Below are 16416 nucleotides of genomic sequence, written 5' to 3'. Positions count from 1 at the left end.
CGGGGAGGTTCGCCATGCAACATATTCAGACTTCGCTCGGGCGCGTACCGCTGCTCGCAGCGCTGCTCACCGCCTCCGCGGCAGCTCCGGGCCAGGAGGCTTCTCCGGAATGGAACGCGGATTTCGGGATTGAGGCCAGGATGCACTACCGCGACAGCGAATCCACCCGTGTCCCGGTGAATTTCCCCTTCACCCCGGACATGCTGCCGCCCGGCGAATCACAAGGCTTCATGGAAACGGTCGAGCCCGGCGGGCACTTCGAAGTCTCGCTGGTGAGCTTCATCGCCAACATCGGCCACGGCGAGCGCTTTCTCGCCCACGCCAGGGTGGATTTCATCGACCGCCACGAACGCAACCCCACCTCCGGCGACCGGAAGGTCGACGTTGACCAGCTCTGGCTGCGCTGGGGACGAGAGATCATGCCGGCCCTGCCGGACGAGGGCTTCGACGGCTACCTGAAACTGGGCAAGTTCCAGAAGTTCGAGCGCCAGGACGACCGGCATCTCGAGAGCTACGGCCTGGTCTCGACCGCCTTCAACCGACTCGAAGACCTCGGCGCCGAGTTCGGCCTCGACCTGGGCGGCAACTTCTACCTGAAGGGTTCCATCACGCAGGGCAACCCGCTGTTCATCCGCGACCCCAACGCGCTGGCCGGCGACAACGGCATCGAAGCCCTGCTCGGACCCAACCCCGACCCCGAGCTCAAGACCGGGATCCCCATCCTCTACGATGCCGAGATCGAAGGCCTGGATTTCGACGGCGATCCCGAGCTGGGCGCCGCCGCCGGCTATCGCTGGGCGGACGACTCCGGCCAGCGCGCTTTCGACCTGATGCTCTTCGGCTACCGCGGGGAGCTCCAGGAGACCGCATCGCTCAAGGGCACCTTCTACGGCGGCGACCTGGACCTTCTGCGCGGCCCGGCCAACCAGTTTCCCTACCCGGGCCTGGACGGCGACGACCGCGAGGAATACGGCCTCAATGCGCGCGCCTACCTCGGCGATCTCTCGCTTTTCGGCCAGTACGTCGACCAGGAGCTCGCCGGCCTGCCGCGCAGCGGCGTGGAAATCGAAGCGGCCTGGTCGTTCGACCTGCCGCTGATCTGGGCCTACGACGGCCAGCAGATGTTCTCGCGCATCCAGCCGGCCATGCGTTTCTCGCGCCTGGACAACGATTTTGCCAATCCCGACGTCACCCCCTTCCCCAGCGGCGCCTGGGACTGGGAGAAGATCGATATCGGTGTGCGCCTGACCATCCTGCCCGGCCTGGACCTGACGGCGGAATACGCCGACAACCGCATGTTCGCCAGCGCGGGCACGATCGACAACGACGAGTGGCTGCTTACCCTGAGGTGGCGTCCGTGAGAAGAATCAGCGCCACCGCCCTTATCGCGATCGCCCTGGCGCTGTCTGCCTGTGTCCCGATGGAACCGCGCCCGGTGCCCGACGATCGGGAACCGACCGCGCCGGAACCCGCCGAAGACACGGGCGCTCCCGAGCCCACCCGGCCCGAGCAGCCCGAACCGCCACCTGCGCCCGAGCCGGAACCGGCCAGCCAGGACGAGTCCGTTGACCGGGAATCCGAGGCCGCACCGCCAGCCGAGGCTTCCGGAAAAGGTGACGAAGCGGTTGCGCCCGCAACGTCGAAGCCACCCGAACAACTCGAGCCCGACCCCGAACCCGCAACCGCTGAAGACAAGGCGCCATCGCAGCCGGATCCAGCGCCGGGGGAAGAGACGGCACAAGCGCGAACCGCGGCGGCAGCGCCGCAGCGAAACGACCTCGATGGCCGAATCCGGCTCGTGGGCGGCGATGCCGATGTCGACGAGGCCATGGTCTACTTCATCGCGCAGTCGCATGGCGACACGGCCGATGAAAAACCACCGCCCGACCCCGCCGAGATCGTCACCCGCGACAAGGAGCTGTCGCCGACCGTGCTGACGGTTTCGAGCGGGACGGAAGTCCGCTTCCCGAACGACGATCCCATCCTGCACAACCTGTTCTCGGTCTCTTCCGACAACGAGTTCGACCTCGGCGTTTACGGGCCCGGCGAATCCCCGTCGGTGCGGTTCGAGCAGCCCGGCGCGGTCAACATCTACTGCAACGTGCACCACGACATGCACGCCCATGTCCTGGTGGTCGACACGCCCTGGTACACGAGCGCCGACAGCGACGGTCGCTTCAGCCTGACCGGCCTGCCCGCGGGCGAGGGGGAACTGCGCATCTGGCATCGGCAGAGCGAAGCCTGGTCGCGCCCGATCAGGCTGCCCGTCGACGAACCCATCGAGGTCACGCTGGAGGTCAGCAAGCCCAGGCTGCCGCCGCATCGCGACAAGACCGGCCAACCCTACAATCGCCGAGACCGTGACCCCTACCGCTGAACGCAACGGGCTCTCACTGGGCGCGCGCCTGTTCCTGGCCTTCGGGCTGGTGCTGGCGCTCGCCGTCGGCGGCGCCATGGTGGTCACCCTGCAGGTGGTGCGCGACATCGCCGCCGACACGGTCGAGACCTCGCTGTCGAACAGCCAGTCGGTACAGCGCTACTTCAGGCAGTTTCGGGCCCGGCAGCTCGAACTGATCACCGAGCTGGTCTCGGCCGACCCCTACTTCGGCAGCTACGTCGACGAGGCGGTCAACGCCGACGACCCGGACCTGGCCGCGCGCTCGGTCGCCGACCTGTTGCAGTCGCGGCGCAACGAGTTCGGGATCGATATCGCGATGGTGCTCGACCCCTCCGGCAATGTGGTGGCGCGAACGGATCGCCCGCAGGCGCTGGCGGTCGATCTGTCCGGCAACCCGCTGGTCGCACGCGGGCTGGAGGAGCTGGGGCCGGTCAGCGGCCTGTGGTCGAGCGGTGACACCCTCTACCAGGCATCGGTCACGCCGATCGCGCGCGGTCGTACCGTCGCCGGCTTCCTGGTCGCCGGGCTGGCGCTCGACAACTCGCTGGCCAACGACGTCAAACGCGTCAGCGGCGCCGACGTGGCTTACCTGACCGCCGGAGATCGCATCCGCGTGGTCGCCACGACCCTGGACGTGCCGGCCACCGATCGCCTGGTGGACCAGATCGACGCCGACGGCGAGCTGGGCCGCGCTCTGCTCGAGACATCCGAGTCAGGTCGCACGTTTCGCATCGAGCTCGGAGACGACCGCTGGCTGGCCCAACTGTCGCCCCTGATCGACGCGCGCGGCGAAGCCTTCGGCACGACCGTGGCAATGACCTCCCTCGACCGTGAGCTGGCCGCCTACCAGAACATTCCGATCGTGGTTCTGATCACCGGCATCGTTGCCATTGTTGTCGCGCTTGTCCTCTCCTACGCGATATCGCAGCGCATTCTCCAGCCCGTGCGCCGCCTGACGACCGCGGCGGAAGCCGCGATGGACGGCAATTACCGTCACCAGGTCGCAACCGACGGCAGCGACGAGATCGGACGTCTCTCGCGCGCCTTCGACAGCCTGCTGAGCAGCCTGCGCGAGAAGCGCGACATGGAAGACTACATGGCCGATATGGCGCGCCACGCCCCATTGGAGGCGCACCGACAGAACAACGCCGAGCCGCACGAACAACCCGAAGGCCACGCCACCGAGCCGATGGCCGGCGCCACGCTGCCCGACTCACCGTCGGGCAAGCTGCGCCGCCACCTCGGCGAGCGCTACGAACTGCTCGCCGAGATCGGCAGCGGCGCCATGGGCGTGGTGTTCAAGGCTTACGACCAGAAACTCGACGAGATCGTCGCCATCAAGATGATCAAGCCGGGCAGCGTCGACGAGCAGAGCCTCGAGCGGCTCAAGAGCGAACTGAAGCTGGCGCGGCGCATCACGCACCCCAACGTGCTGCGCACCTACGATTTCGGCGAAGCGGGCGAGGCGCCCTACCTGTCGATGGAGTTCGTCAGCGGCCTGACCCTGCGCGAGCTGCTCGACCGCCGCGGGAAGCTGCCGTATGGCGCCGCGCTGAGAATCGCGCGGCAGCTTTGCGCGGGACTCGAAGCCGTGCACGAAGTCGGCGTCCTGCACCGCGACATCAAGCCCGGCAACGTCATGCTCGAGCACCGCGGCAACGCCAAGCTGATGGACTTCGGCATCTCGAGGCCGGCGCGCTCGGGCGAGGACACCTCGAGCGACCAGCTCAGCGGAACGCCCCACTACATGGCCCCGGAACAGATACAGGGCGGCCGTCTCGACGTGCGCACCGACATCTACTCGCTGGGCGTGGTCCTGGAGGAGCTTTTCACCGGCGGCATGCCCTTCAGCGGTGAAAGCGGCATGGAAATCGCGGTGGCACGGCTCCACCACAAACCGACGCCGCCGTCGCACTTCTGGCCCGCGATCCCCGAAGAGCTGGAGACGATCGTCCTGCGCTGCCTGGCCTTCAAGCCCGCAGACCGCTACCCCGACACCGCGTCGCTGGCGGCAGCGCTGGGCGAGCTCAGGGGTTAGTGCACCTCTAACCCCCCCACTTGACAAACCCCATCATTTTGTTGCACGCACCCGGGAACGGTGCTATAGAAGACTCTCGAGGGAATCGATAGCCACGGGAGTGGGTCATGTACAGAAAATTCATATTGGCCGGACTGGCCTGCGCGGGACTGGCGCTGGCCGCACCGATCGCGGCCCAGAAGAGCGCCGAAACAACGCTGGGCGGCGCGACCGGCACCATTACGGACGGTGCCGCCAGCTTCGAATTCACCGGGACAACCGACGCGGCCGGATTCAACGTCAATTTCACGGCGGGTGGTGACGACCAGGCATTTTCCTACGGCTTCTCCTACCGCCTGGATGGAGAAACGCAGGAATCCCAGCTGCAGGGACCATCGACGTCGGATTTCACGGGCGACACCGCCACGCTCAGCTGGACCGATTTCAACGGCACCGGCCTCGACGCGACGATGCAGCTGGTCATTTCCGAGCCCGCGGCCGGCGAGGCCATCCTCACGACCACGCTCAGCGTCGACAATCCCGGCGGCACCGATCGCACCCTGGACCTGTTCATCTACACCGACTTCGACGTCAACGCTTCCGCCGCTGGCGATTCGGCAACGCTGATCGCGTCTCCGGACCACATCAGCATCACGGAAACCGACACGGTCGAACACCGCGCCGGCGGTGCGGACGCTTACCAGGTGGCCGTGTGGCCGAACATTCGCAACCTGCTGTCGGACACCGCGGCCGACGACCTCGACAACAGCGGCCTTCCCTTCGGACCCGACGACTTCACCGGCGCGATGCAGTGGCAGGCGCTGGATCTGTTCGCCGGCGGCTCGACGACCGTTGAAACGATTTCGTCGATCAACGTCACCGCACCCGCGCCGGCCGACCCGGTCATCATTGGCGGCACGCCGCCGCCGACGGTCGACAGCATCGCGCCCAGTAGCGGCCCGGAAGCCGGCGGCACCGCCGTCACGATCACCGGCAGCGACTTTCAGAGCGGGGCCACCGTCGACATCGGCGGCAGCGCCTGCACCGGCGTGACCTTCATCGACGCCACCGAGCTGGACTGCACGACGCCGGCCGGCACCGGCACCGCCGACGTGGTCGTCACCAACCCCGACACCCAATCGGACACGCTCGCCGGCGGCTTTGAGTACGTCGCCGTACCGCCTCCGAGCATCGCCAGCATCACGCCCGCCAGCGGCCCGGAAGCCGGCGGCACCGCCGTCACGATCACCGGCAGCGACTTCCAGAGCGGGGCCACCGTCGACATCGGCGGCAGCGCCTGCGCCGGCGTCACCTTCATCGATGCCACCGAGCTGGACTGCACGACGCCGGCCGGCACCGGCACCGCCGACGTGGTCGTCACCAATCCCGACACGCAATCGGACACGCTCGCCGGCGGCTTTGAATACGTTGCCGTACCGCCTCCGAGCATCGCCAGCGTCACGCCCAACAGCGGCACGGAAGCGGGCGGCACCGACATCACCATCACCGGAAGTGGTTTCCAGAGCGGCGCCACGGTCACGATCGGCGGGGCGGCATGCGCCGGCATCGTCGTCGTCGACGACACCACCATCACCTGCACGACGCCACCCGGGGCGGAAGGTCCGGTCGACGTGGTGGTCGAGAATCCCGACGCGCAGATCAGCAGGCTGCAGGGCGGCTTCACCTACACGGGCGTCCCGGCCGAAACACTGTCGGTGCCGGTAGACACCCCTTGGGCACTGCTGCTGCTCGTGTTTATGTGCCTGTCCGGTGGGCTGCTCGTGCTCCGATTGCGGAGCTGATCAGGCAACACGCACGAGCGGGAAGCCGCCGGACATCCGGCGGCTTCTTGCGTTCAGGATCGCAGATCGAAGGCGAAAGCGACTTCTCCCATCGACCGGCCCGCGGCATCGAAGCGCCGCTCCGCGACTCGACTGCGCGCGCCCAGCGCCAGAATGGAAGTGCAGCGTGTTCCATAGCGTTCGCCGACGATGAACGGCGGCGAGAGGAATCGTTCCAGCTCGACGCCGACGCCTGTATCCGGCAACTGCTCCGGCGGCGCGGGCTCGCGGTCGTTCATCAGCTCGAAAAGTCGATCGGCGTCGACGGCCTCCGCGGACGCCAGACCGCCCAGGGCCTTGGACACTCGACGCGTTTTCGGCCAGGGCTCGTCGAGCAGGCCGTTCGACAGCGCGTGCACCCCCGGGGCAACGACCGCGGGCGAAGCGCGGGACGAGCCGTACCACAGCGTTGCGCGATCGCCGGCGAGCAGGTTGAAAGGGCCGTAGTCGGCGCGCCGGTCGTGCACCCGCCGAACGAAGGCCTCGGGCGCCAGATCGCCTGCGAGAAACTGCGAGGGCAGCTCACCGCGCGAGCGACGGGCGCCCTCGGACCGGGGATCCCGAAAATTGGTCACCGCCGCCCAGCGCCCATCGGGCCCGACCGCCAGCCAGGTGCCACCGGCGCGCTCGTCTCGTCCCGCCAGCGGCCCCTGCGGCCATCGCCACCAGCTCATCGAACGCGCCGGCCGCTCGTGGAACTCGTCACGGTTGGCGGCCAGCAGCAGGTGCCGCTCGCGGCCCGGGGTGAAGCTGAACGCAATCAGGCACATCGCTACAAGCCGCGGGCCCACTCCGGGCGCAGCGCGGCCCGGTCGGGGCTGCGGATCGCCTGCTCGAGCTGCTCGAGCAGGCGCGCCTTGTCGGTACCGAGGGTACCCTTGAGCACCAGCCAGTTGGAGGCGTGATCGGATCGGAAGACCGTGCGGTCGAGTTCGAGCGCTTCGAGAAATCGACGCATCTCCCGGAACAGCCCGACCTGGTCGAGCGGCTCCCACTCTGGATAGGACGCCCGAAACCGCTCCTCGCCCTGCGGAAAGCTCACGACCAGGGTCGCCAGGTATTCCGGTTGCGTGGCGTTGATCAGGCGCGCGGAGTTGTCGGCGTGACGGACACTGTGGACCCGTCCGCCAAGGCCGTTGAGAATCATCACCGAGCGCCGGATTCCGGCCGCACCCAGCTTGTCGAGGGCCGCGCGCATCGACTCGAAGGTCTCGCCCTTGTTGACGCGCTCGAGCACCGTCTCGTCGCCCGTTTCGGCGCCCAGGTAGGCCATGGCCAGCCCGGCCTCGCGCAGTTCGGTCAACTCCGCGACGGACTTGCGGCGCAGGTTGCGAGCCAGGCAGTAGCTCGAAACGCGCTCGACCCCGGGCATGTGCCTGGCCGTCGCCTCGAGAATGCGGAGTAGCCGGTGGGTGGGCAACACCAGCGCATCGCCATCGGCCAGGAAGACGCGCCGGACGCGGTCGCCGAACAGCTCGCCGCAGCGGCGGATCATTTCCAGCACTTCGGCCTCGTCGCGCGCCCAGAATTTCTTCTGCGGCGCCGTGTACATCTCGCAGAAACTGCACTTGTTCCACGAGCAGCCGTCGGTGACCGGCAGGATGAGCGAGTTGGCCTCGCTCGGCGGGCGAAACACCGGTTCGACGTAGCGGATCGGGTCGGTATGAGGCGAAGCAGACATGTGCGATTCAAACGGCAGGCGGACCTGACCGGATTGTAACCGTCAATCCGGAAGGCAAAGCGTTCGCGGCTGCATCCGGCGGTTTTCGCGCGTGACCACGCCCGGCATTGCATAATGAGCGAGAGTTTCCGAAAGGGCCGGTCATCCGATGTTCGACAACGCCAAGCGGCTTGAATACGATCCGCGCAGCGGCCCCGACCGCTCGGCCTGGCTGGCCGCACCGGAAGCCGAGCGAACGCTCGCCGTACGCCGGTGGCTCAAGCACAACGACATGCCCTTCCCCTGCTGCGCACCGCGCAGCGCCGACGAGTGGCGCGAGGTCGAGGACCAGCTGGCCTCGGGACTGCCGCCCGAGACCGCTCGCCTGATGGCGCGCCTGCGCGAGGCCGGAATCGATCGCGTGGTGGCGCTGTGGGCGATGGCGGAGGCGGTCGGCAGCCGTCAGTACGATGAGCTCGGGCGCGAGGCCAGGCGTTCCGGCCGGCCGGAGATATTCGACATCGAGCGCCTCTTCGATCAGGCCGACACGGCCATCCTGCCGGCCGCCTTCGAGGTTTCGGCGGGCGGATTCGGCCCGTCGCACCAGACCGTGATCGACTACTACCACCGCCACCATGATCCGGAGGGCGCGATGCCCTTCGCCGAGGCCGCGGGATTCTGCTTCGGCTGCGCTGCGTCGCCGAAATTCATTCGCAATCACACGCTCTACGAGCACATGTACGGCAACCGGGTGGCCGACTCGGCGCCGTTCTACCTGCCCGTCGCCGATGCCTACCGCGAGCTGTTCCGCTTCGTCTCCGACGCCGTGTTCGAGCAGGATGACCCGATCCCGCCGGCCGTGCGTCCACCCGCGGAACCGGAAGCCTGTTTCGACTTGGCCTTCGCAGGCTGGTGCCGGGGTTTCCTGGCAACGCAGCCGGTGGTCGCGCCGGGCTGGGAGTCGCATCTTTCCGGCCACCCCGACCTGCACGCCGAGTACCTGGAAACCATCGCCACCCTGAGCTTCTTCGCCGGGCGCGACCAGGCCCGGGCCATTCTGCGCGAGCGCGGCAACGGTGATGACCTGGCCGAGGCGGCCCGGCGGATGCACGCCGGACTGGCCGACGCCATACGGCGCCTGTTCCGCCTGGCACACCCGATCATGGAACGCGAAGACGGCACCGATTGAAGCGCCGCGGGCTCGGCGTTCTAAGAATCCGCGACGCCGCCGAACGCCACGCCGCTGAGCCGGGCCATGTCGCGCTTGAAAGTCGTCAGGTCCGCAGGTGAGAAGTCGGCGATGGCCGAATGTCCACAGGCTCTCGCCAGCATCGCCATCAGGTGCACCGAGGCATCGAAGAAGCGCGCCAGGCGCTCGGCACCCTGATCCACTTTCAAGCGCTTGCGCAGCTTCGGATCCTGCGTGGCCACGCCCGACGGGCAACGGTTGGTGTGACAGATGCGGGCGGCCACGCAACCGATCGCCTGGATGGCGGAATTGGCCAGCGCGACCCCGTCGGCACCCAGCGCGATCGCCTTGGCGAAGTCCTCGGGTGTACGCAGGCCACCGGTGACGATCAGGGTGACGTCGCGACCGCAGCGCTTGTCCATGTGACGCCGCGCCCGCGCCAGGGCCGGGATGGTCGGCACGCTGATGTGATCGCGGAAGATCGCCGGTGCCGCACCGGTACCGCCGCCGCGCCCGTCGAGAATGATGTAGTCCGCCCCGGCATCGAGCGCGAAATCGATGTCGTCCTCGATGTGGTTGGCCGAGAGCTTGAAGCCGACCGGGATGCCGCCGCTGCGCTCGCGCACCCTGTCGCCGAAACGGCGAAAATCCCGGGCGCTTCGCAACTCCTCGAAGGTCGCCGGGGATACCGCGTCCTTGCCTGCCTCGATACCGCGGGTTTCGGCAATCTTGTCGGTCACCTTGCTGCCGGGCAGGTGACCGCCGGTACCCGTCTTGGCCGCCTGACCGCCCTTGAAGTGAAAGGCCCGCACCTCGTCGAGCAGCGACTCGCGCCAGCCGAACATCGCCGAGGCGAGCTCCAGCAGGTAGCGCGAGTTGGCTTCGCGCTCCTCGTCCATCGACCCGCCCTCGCCCGAGCAGATACCGGTGCCGGCCATTTCCGCGCCGCGGGCCAGGGCAATCTTGGCCTCGGGCGACAGCGCGCCGAAGCTCATGTCGGAGACGAAAAGGGGAATGTCGAGCTCCAGCGGACGCTCGGCCTTCGGCCCGATGACCAGGCGCGTATCGACCACGGCCTCCTCTTCGAGCGGCTTGCGCGCAAGCTGCGCGGTGAGTATCTGGATGTCGTTCCAGTCGGGCAACTCGCTCCTGGGCACGCCCATGGCGACCGTCTCGCCGTGCGGCCCGGACTTCTCCAGACCGTGCCTGGCCATCTCGTGGATGCGTGCGACGGTCGGCTCCTCCGGCGTCGCCTCGGCTTCGGGCGCATTGTCCCCGTCACCCCCATCATCGTCGGAAGACTTCAGGGCATCCTCGGGCACGGGATCGCCGACTTCGACATCCAGTTTGGCGTGCGTACCGTCGCAAAGCGGCTGATCACCGGTAGCCTTGCAGCGGCAGAAATACAGTTCTTCATCCTTGTCCGCTTCGAATTCGACCGGCGTGATGCCCGTGCCTTCGTGCGAGCCGTCGCAGAACGGCTGGTTCTTCGAGCGCCCGCAGCGGCACCAGAAGTAGGTTTCGCCCTTTTCGACCTTGACGCCCTGGGGCGAAAGGGCGGCAACGACCGGTTGCTCCGACATGTCTGCTTCTCCTCTTTTTCTCCACTTTTCAAACTAGCATGCCGGGGTGAAGGAGGGCTTGGACACGGCCAGCTCCTCCCGGTATCGTTTCAGGAAAATCACTTCGTCCCGGCCGCAATCGCAAGGTAGAGCCATGCCCCGAATCGCCAAGCCCCTAGTCTATGATCCCTGCACGCCCCCGCCGGCCCAATGGCTGGCGGCCTCCGAGAGCGAACGCGAGCTTGCCGTGGCCGGCTGGCTGCAGGCGAACCGTGGCGGCCTGCCCTGCACGGCGCCCGGCGCGGGTCGCTGGCGGCAGGTCGAAGACCAGCTTGCCGCCGGCTATCCCCCGGAAACACGGCGCTTGTTCGATCGCATCCTGGCCTCGGGGGTGGCGCGCACGGTCGCGGTCTGGGCGTTGGCGGAAGTCGGGGGCTCGCGGGCATTCGAGCAGCTCAATCGGGTCGGGCGAAAGGCCGCCCCTGGCGAAGTCTTCGGCACCGAACGCCTGCTCGACGAGGACGACATCGCCATCCTGCCGGCGGCCTTCGAAGCCGGGCGGGCACGGATGTTCACCCCGGCGCACGAGGCGGTCATCGAGCACTACTGCCGCCACCACGCTGAGCCTTCGGCCATGAAGCTCGCCACCGCCGCCGGGTTCTGCTTCGGCTGCGCGGCCGCGCCCACGCTGGTGACCGGGTCCGTGCGCAGTGAATACCTTTTCGGCGGCTACCAGGCGCTCGATGCGCCCGCCTACCTGCCGGTCATCGACGCCTACCAGTCTCTGTGCGAGCGCGTCTCGGAAGCCCTGTTCGAGGGCGCCGACCCGATTCCCGCCTCCTGCAAGCCCGGGGCCGAAGCCGAAGACGGCCTCGAGCCGCCCTTCAGCGACTGGTGCCGCGGCCTGCTGAGCGCCCTACGCCTTCTGGAGCCCCAGTGGCGCAGGCATCTGGAGAAGCACCCGGAACTGCGTGCTGACTGGCAGGAAAGGGCCGCGATCCTGACCCGCTTTGCCGACCCGGAACCCGCGGGCCACAGCGCGCCCTCGGCGCTCCCGCACGAGGACATTCCGCTCGAAGCAACGATCCGCAACGCCACGCGCCGACTCCACCTCCTGGCCCATCCCATCCTGATGCAAACGCGATCACGATAGAACCAACTCCGCAACGCTCGATCACTCTGATGCTTGCCTCACGAATCAGGGCGCGTACAGCAATGGAACCCGATTGTGAAAACCAAAGCGTGACGGATCAACCATCCAGCAAGATTTGACGACCCGTGCGTGTCGTGAGCACGGTTTTCGAATTGCCGGAAGCGTCCGTTTGCACACTGACCGTTTTCACCAGCTCGCCCCCCGTGGCTTGCTGAAGTAGCGCCTGCTGCTGGGTGTCTTCCGCCACTTCGTAGCTGACGGTCGCCATCAATACGCTCGGGCCAGCAGGCAAATCGACCTCAGTCGAAGCGGTCGCCAAGGTCTCGTTGCCTGACAGCGCGTCGGAAATGTACTCGTTGAAGTCACCATAGGCGGGCGTGACGCGCACTGTCACGGTATTGCCGACGGGGATTCCGGTTGTCTCGAACTCAACGTCGACCGGGTTGGTTGTCGATTCGGGAAGCTGGATATCACCACTGCCCGTGGGTTGATCCGGCGCATCGACGCCGGCTACCGAAGCAATGCGCACGGTCGGCATCCCGGCGACAAACACCGGCCCGGGCTCGCCGAAGGTATAGGCGGGATCGGTTCCTGACGTACGGTCCATGGATTCAGCTTCAAGACGAATACGGCCGTCACCGCCAGCTCCACCCCGGGCATAGTTACTGTCGGGTCCCGAACTTCTCGCTCCACCGGAGGCCGTGATCGCACCTTCCCCCTCGATCACGCTGGCCATCAACTTGATGGCCCCGCCACTTCCACTGCCACCGGCACCCCCCGCGCCTTGACCATCGCTGGCCCCACCACTTCCGCCATTCGCGAGAATCTCGCCATCGACGGTAATCGTGCCCGATGAAGCAAGCAGAATGGCTCCACCGCCGGCGCCACCACCGCCTCCGATGTAGTTCAAATAACCCACGCCGCCAGCGCCTCCAGAGCCACCGACTAATGGCAGAAGCTCAGGTTGACCATAGCTATGACCGCGCTGTGAATAGCCGTCATCTTCGCATCTGCTCGAATAGTTGCCAGCAATTCCACCTTGGCTGCCAAAGCCACCACCAGAACCGCCACATGCGTACTCAGTGTTCTGCCCAGGATCATGTATCGTGCTCCTGCCAGCAGCTCCCGGGCCAAAGCCTGCTCCCGAAATATTCTCTTCGGGCGATGAACTGGCAGCACCGCCGCGCCCACCATCAAAGCCCCCTGGACCTCCCAGACCGGGCACACCGTCATCGCCGATATTCCCATCGCCGGCGGCACCGGATGCCGGGGCATCGCCACCGCTGACATCGATGATGCCACTGATGGTGACTGAACCGGAGGCGAGCATCACGACCGGCGTATTAGTTGTGTTGCGAGAAAATGTGACGACCACGCCCGGCGGAATGTTGACCGACGTGTAGTTGAGCACACCGTTCTCCGGAAGCTGCACCTCGGTGTTGACGGTCGGATTGAACGCACCATCCTCGCCGGTGCTGCCGCTATCAAATGCATGGGCCTGCCCACACACGGCCGCCAAAGCGAAAAGCAACGCGGTTGCCAATGGTTTGTGCTGACTCATGAGTCTGTCCTTTCTTGCGTCTGAATGCTTGAACATGATGAATATCCCTCCACTGGATACGGCTAGTCTCCGAGAATGTTGAGTGTGTTGGCCGACGTGGCCAGTGATGGCGTCACGCCGCCGGCGGCATGCACGCGAATGGCGCGCGGCCCGGACGAGGCAGCGGGATCGACCGTGACATTGACGATCACCTCCGTGCCGGCGGCATTGCCCTGGGGGTTGACGCCGAAGGTCAAACCGCTGGCCGGCTCGGCGCTCACCGCGGTAACACCGAAGAGGTTGTAGCCGCGGATGACCAGGCTGATCGTCTCACCCGGAATTGCCTGAATGGGTGCGACCGAGGTGATCGCCGGTTCGGTACCGACCACTTGCACGCGTGCGTCGGCCGGCCACGCAACCGGAATCGATTGATCGTTCTCGATGACTGAAACCCGTCGTGTCGTCTGGAGCGCATCGGGCTCGATCGTCACGGCCAGGCTGACATTGCTGCCGTCCGCTGCCGCACTCGGTCCCGCGATGGTGGCAATTCCCTCCGGGGGATCGAAGGCCACCGTCCCGACATTCTCGAGTCCCACGCCTTCAATCAGAATCTCGTGCTCGGCGTCGACCGGCAAATACTGCGGCTGCAGTGCCGTCACGACGGATCCCACCGTCGTGCCCAACAAGCTGGATCGGACGGCCCGGATCGGCGATTCCGGATCGATCGTCTCGGCCACTTCAACGCCCAGCAGTGGTGCAACCAATGACACTTCCAAGTCGTTCGACGGGGGCGTACTGACCATATCCACGCCGACCAGCGAAGAGACCAGCGGCGTTACCGTTGTATCGACTCCCGTAGCCAGGTTCACCGTATTGGCCGAAGTGGGCAAACCCGCAGTGGCACCGGCCGGCGTATGCACAACCAGCGCGCGTGGACCGACCTCGGCAGCCGCCGACGCCGAGACATCGACATCCACCCAGGCGCCATCGGCGGCGCTCTCCGGTACGCCGACTTCAACATCGTCGGGCGGCAGCAGCTCGACAGAAGCCGCGTCGTGAAGATTGCTGCCGCGAATCCGTAGTGACGTGGGGCCCGAATCGACCACCAGCAAAATCGGGGCGACGGAATCAATCTCCGGCATCTGTTCGGTGACGCGGAATCGATCATCATCGCCCCCCGACGACGGCACGATACCCTCTGCAGTCTCGACCACCAGGCGGCGCACCGTGCGCGGTGCATCGGCGGCAATGGCCACATCCATGCTCAGCGCGCTTCCGTCCGGGGTGCTGGACCAGGCGGATATCGTCAGGCCGGTGTCCGGCTCGAAACGCAGTTCCGTAGCTGCCTGCAAGCCGGAACCCGAGACGGTTAAGGTCACATTCGTACCGGCCCCGCCGGCGGCGGGAAAGATCCCGTCCATTACGGCGCCGAGCGTCACCCCGACTTCGGGGGAGCGCAAAGTTACAGATGATCCAGTGCCAGTGTCCCCGCCGTCGAGCACGATGCCGAGCAAGGGCGCGACTACGGGTGTGACCCGGCCGACCAGTTCGTCCACGACCTCGACGGTGTTGTAGGCCGAAGACGTCGCCTCGGAACTTCCCGCCGGTGATGTCACCACAACGGTGCGCGGCCCCAGAGGCGCATCGCCTGCCACGGCAAGGTCGATTCGAAGGCTGCGTCCATCGGCCGCAATCTCGGGCGTGGAGCCGACGGTCACGCCATCTGCCGGGACCAACTGAACGGTTTCGACTTCGCCCAGCAATCGGCCGCGCACGGCCAGTTCGACGTTCTGTTCGCCACGCACCAGATGCAGGGGAGAAACGGACTCCACCACCGGCACCGGATCGGTAATCCGCAGCCGATCCGAAGCGGAGTCAGCAGGCGGCAGAGTCTCACCACTGCCGGTCAATAGACGCAATCGACGCGAGCCCAGCTCGGCCTGTGCTGCCGCCTGGACCTCCAGGCTCAGACTTTTTCCGTCGGTCGCCGCGGATAGCACGCTCACGACAACATCTTCGGGCGGTAAGAGCTCGGCGCTGGCAACCTGGTCCAGACCAACGCCTGTCGCCGTCACACTCACGGGATCCCCACCACGAACGACATTCGACGGACTCAGACTTTCAAGAACCGGGCCGACATTGATACCTAAAAGCGGGGCGACCAGGGGCCCTCTACTCCCCGGTGTCACATCCGGGGTGCCGGGCATCACCACACCCAGCATCGACACAAATGGTCCGTACTCAATCAACCGCGGCGGCGACGGCGGCTCCCCGAGAGAAACCCCCACGGCCGGCGAGAAGAACTCGACACCACCGGGAGGAGGCTGCCAGGACTCGGTGACATAAACCGGCACAGAGCGATCGACGATTTCATCGCTTTCAATACGAAGCACGGTCGTCCCCAGGGCCGTGCCGTCCATCGTCACCGCAGCCTGTGGTTCGAGCTGTCCGGCTTCGATAACGACCGCCCCATGAGACACCTGGGCGACCGAAGGATCGACAACGGAAAGCTCAAAGACATGATCAATCACATCAGCAGAGTCGATGCCGATATTCAGCGCCACCTGGCCTCCGGGAGAGATGGCCGCCGGATCCGGCGATACCTGGAGCTCCGGCAAACGCGGATAGACTTCGACGCCCACAGTATCGCTGCCAAGCGACGTTGTCAGCGTCAAGGTGCGGGAACCAAGCGGCACGGACTCATCCGCCATCAACTCGAGGCTGACCCAACTCGCGCTGGACGTGACACTGGAAACAGAGAGTCCAGGATGATCCGCCTCAATCTGCGCCTGTCGCAGCCCACTACCATGAATCATAGCCGCCACCGCCGGCCCACGACGGACGATCGCGGGATTAATATGCGAGACCTCGGGCGGTGACTCATCAACCACAGTGATGATTCCAATGATACGACCCGAGTCGTTGTACTCATACTCGGTGAAATGACCGCTGCCCGATCGATCGTCGCCATCGGTCTGACCCGGAATCGCTGCCAAAACGAGAGAGGCAGCAACCCCAATACCCAACCATTGAATATATCTAACCAAAACCAAGCA

General features: G+C 66.2%; 11 protein-coding genes. 6 read left to right on the top strand and 5 right to left on the bottom strand.

Features of this window, described 5'->3' with window-relative positions; all coding sequences use genetic code 11:
* Window positions 1-14 precede the first annotated feature (14 nt).
* The 4 genes from ACDC67_RS05365 (at window position 15) to ACDC67_RS05350 (ending at window position 6217) form a co-directional block, all read left to right on the top strand.
* On the top strand, window positions 15-1361 hold the full coding sequence (locus ACDC67_RS05365) for a hypothetical protein (RefSeq protein ID WP_376691269.1): 1347 nt from the start codon (window positions 15-17) through the stop codon (window positions 1359-1361).
* Window positions 1358-2377 carry a hypothetical protein gene (locus tag ACDC67_RS05360; RefSeq protein ID WP_376691267.1) on the top strand — a complete coding sequence of 340 codons (1020 nt, stop codon included), beginning with the start codon at window positions 1358-1360 and terminating at the stop codon, window positions 2375-2377. Before ACDC67_RS05365 ends, ACDC67_RS05360 begins: the two co-directional genes overlap by 4 nt.
* Complete coding sequence (locus ACDC67_RS05355; RefSeq protein ID WP_376691265.1) at window positions 2361-4436, top strand: protein kinase domain-containing protein; 2076 nt, start codon at window positions 2361-2363, stop codon at window positions 4434-4436. Before ACDC67_RS05360 ends, ACDC67_RS05355 begins: the two co-directional genes overlap by 17 nt.
* Before the next feature lie 107 nt (window positions 4437-4543).
* A complete protein-coding gene (locus tag ACDC67_RS05350; protein WP_376691262.1) occupies window positions 4544-6217 on the top strand; it encodes an IPT/TIG domain-containing protein in 1674 nt (557 codons plus the stop codon).
* 53 nt (window positions 6218-6270) lie between these two features.
* On the opposite strand, the gene ACDC67_RS05345 is transcribed toward ACDC67_RS05350, so the two are convergent.
* On the bottom strand, window positions 6271-7026 hold the full coding sequence (locus ACDC67_RS05345; RefSeq protein ID WP_376691260.1) for an NRDE family protein: 756 nt from the start codon (window positions 7024-7026) through the stop codon (window positions 6271-6273).
* 2 nt (window positions 7027-7028) lie between these two features.
* On the bottom strand, window positions 7029-7937 hold the full coding sequence (locus tag ACDC67_RS05340; protein WP_376691258.1) for a radical SAM protein: 909 nt from the start codon (window positions 7935-7937) through the stop codon (window positions 7029-7031).
* A gap of 148 nt (window positions 7938-8085) precedes the next feature.
* On the opposite strand from ACDC67_RS05340, the gene ACDC67_RS05335 reads away from it, so the two are divergent.
* Window positions 8086-9105, top strand: coding sequence for a UPF0149 family protein (locus tag ACDC67_RS05335; protein ID WP_376691257.1), 1020 nt, complete (start codon window positions 8086-8088; stop codon window positions 9103-9105).
* Window positions 9106-9125: 20 nt separating this feature from the next.
* Here the strand turns inward: ACDC67_RS05335 and ACDC67_RS05330 are convergent, their stop codons facing one another.
* Window positions 9126-10688, bottom strand: coding sequence for a glutamate synthase-related protein (locus tag ACDC67_RS05330; RefSeq protein WP_376691255.1), 1563 nt, complete (start codon window positions 10686-10688; stop codon window positions 9126-9128).
* Window positions 10689-10821: 133 nt separating this feature from the next.
* Between ACDC67_RS05330 and ACDC67_RS05325 the strand changes: the two genes are divergently transcribed.
* Entirely contained in the window at window positions 10822-11820 is a 999-nt protein-coding gene (locus tag ACDC67_RS05325) for a UPF0149 family protein (RefSeq protein ID WP_376691254.1), read from the top strand.
* 97 nt (window positions 11821-11917) lie between these two features.
* Here the strand turns inward: ACDC67_RS05325 and ACDC67_RS05320 are convergent, their stop codons facing one another.
* Window positions 11918-13381, bottom strand: coding sequence for a hypothetical protein (locus ACDC67_RS05320; RefSeq protein ID WP_376691252.1), 1464 nt, complete (start codon window positions 13379-13381; stop codon window positions 11918-11920).
* Between the two features lie 62 nt (window positions 13382-13443).
* The gene (locus tag ACDC67_RS05315; RefSeq protein ID WP_376691251.1) at window positions 13444-16413 is read right to left on the bottom strand and encodes a hypothetical protein; all 2970 of its coding nucleotides are present in this window, start codon (window positions 16411-16413) and stop codon (window positions 13444-13446) included.
* Window positions 16414-16416 lie beyond the last annotated feature (3 nt).

Source organism: Wenzhouxiangella indolica, assembly GCF_042310355.1.
Lineage (GTDB): Bacteria > Pseudomonadota > Gammaproteobacteria > Xanthomonadales > Wenzhouxiangellaceae > Wenzhouxiangella.
The sequence above is the reverse complement of the archived record's forward strand: the minus strand, read 5'-3'. Positions and strand labels throughout refer to the sequence as shown.

Excerpts from the sequence above, each read along its gene's own strand:
- ACDC67_RS05365 (WP_376691269.1), top strand. The coding sequence starts at position 15 with ATGCAACATATTCAGACTTCGCTCGGGCGCGTACCGCTGCTCGCAGCG.
- ACDC67_RS05350 (WP_376691262.1), top strand. The coding sequence starts at position 4,544 with ATGTACAGAAAATTCATATTGGCCGGACTGGCCTGCGCGGGACTGGCG.
- ACDC67_RS05345 (WP_376691260.1), bottom strand. The coding sequence starts at position 7,026 with ATGTGCCTGATTGCGTTCAGCTTCACCCCGGGCCGCGAGCGGCACCTG.
- ACDC67_RS05340 (WP_376691258.1), bottom strand. The coding sequence starts at position 7,937 with ATGTCTGCTTCGCCTCATACCGACCCGATCCGCTACGTCGAACCGGTG.
- ACDC67_RS05335 (WP_376691257.1), top strand. The coding sequence starts at position 8,086 with ATGTTCGACAACGCCAAGCGGCTTGAATACGATCCGCGCAGCGGCCCC.
- ACDC67_RS05330 (WP_376691255.1), bottom strand. The coding sequence starts at position 10,688 with ATGTCGGAGCAACCGGTCGTTGCCGCCCTTTCGCCCCAGGGCGTCAAG.
- ACDC67_RS05325 (WP_376691254.1), top strand. The coding sequence starts at position 10,822 with ATGCCCCGAATCGCCAAGCCCCTAGTCTATGATCCCTGCACGCCCCCG.
- ACDC67_RS05320 (WP_376691252.1), bottom strand. The coding sequence starts at position 13,381 with ATGAGTCAGCACAAACCATTGGCAACCGCGTTGCTTTTCGCTTTGGCG.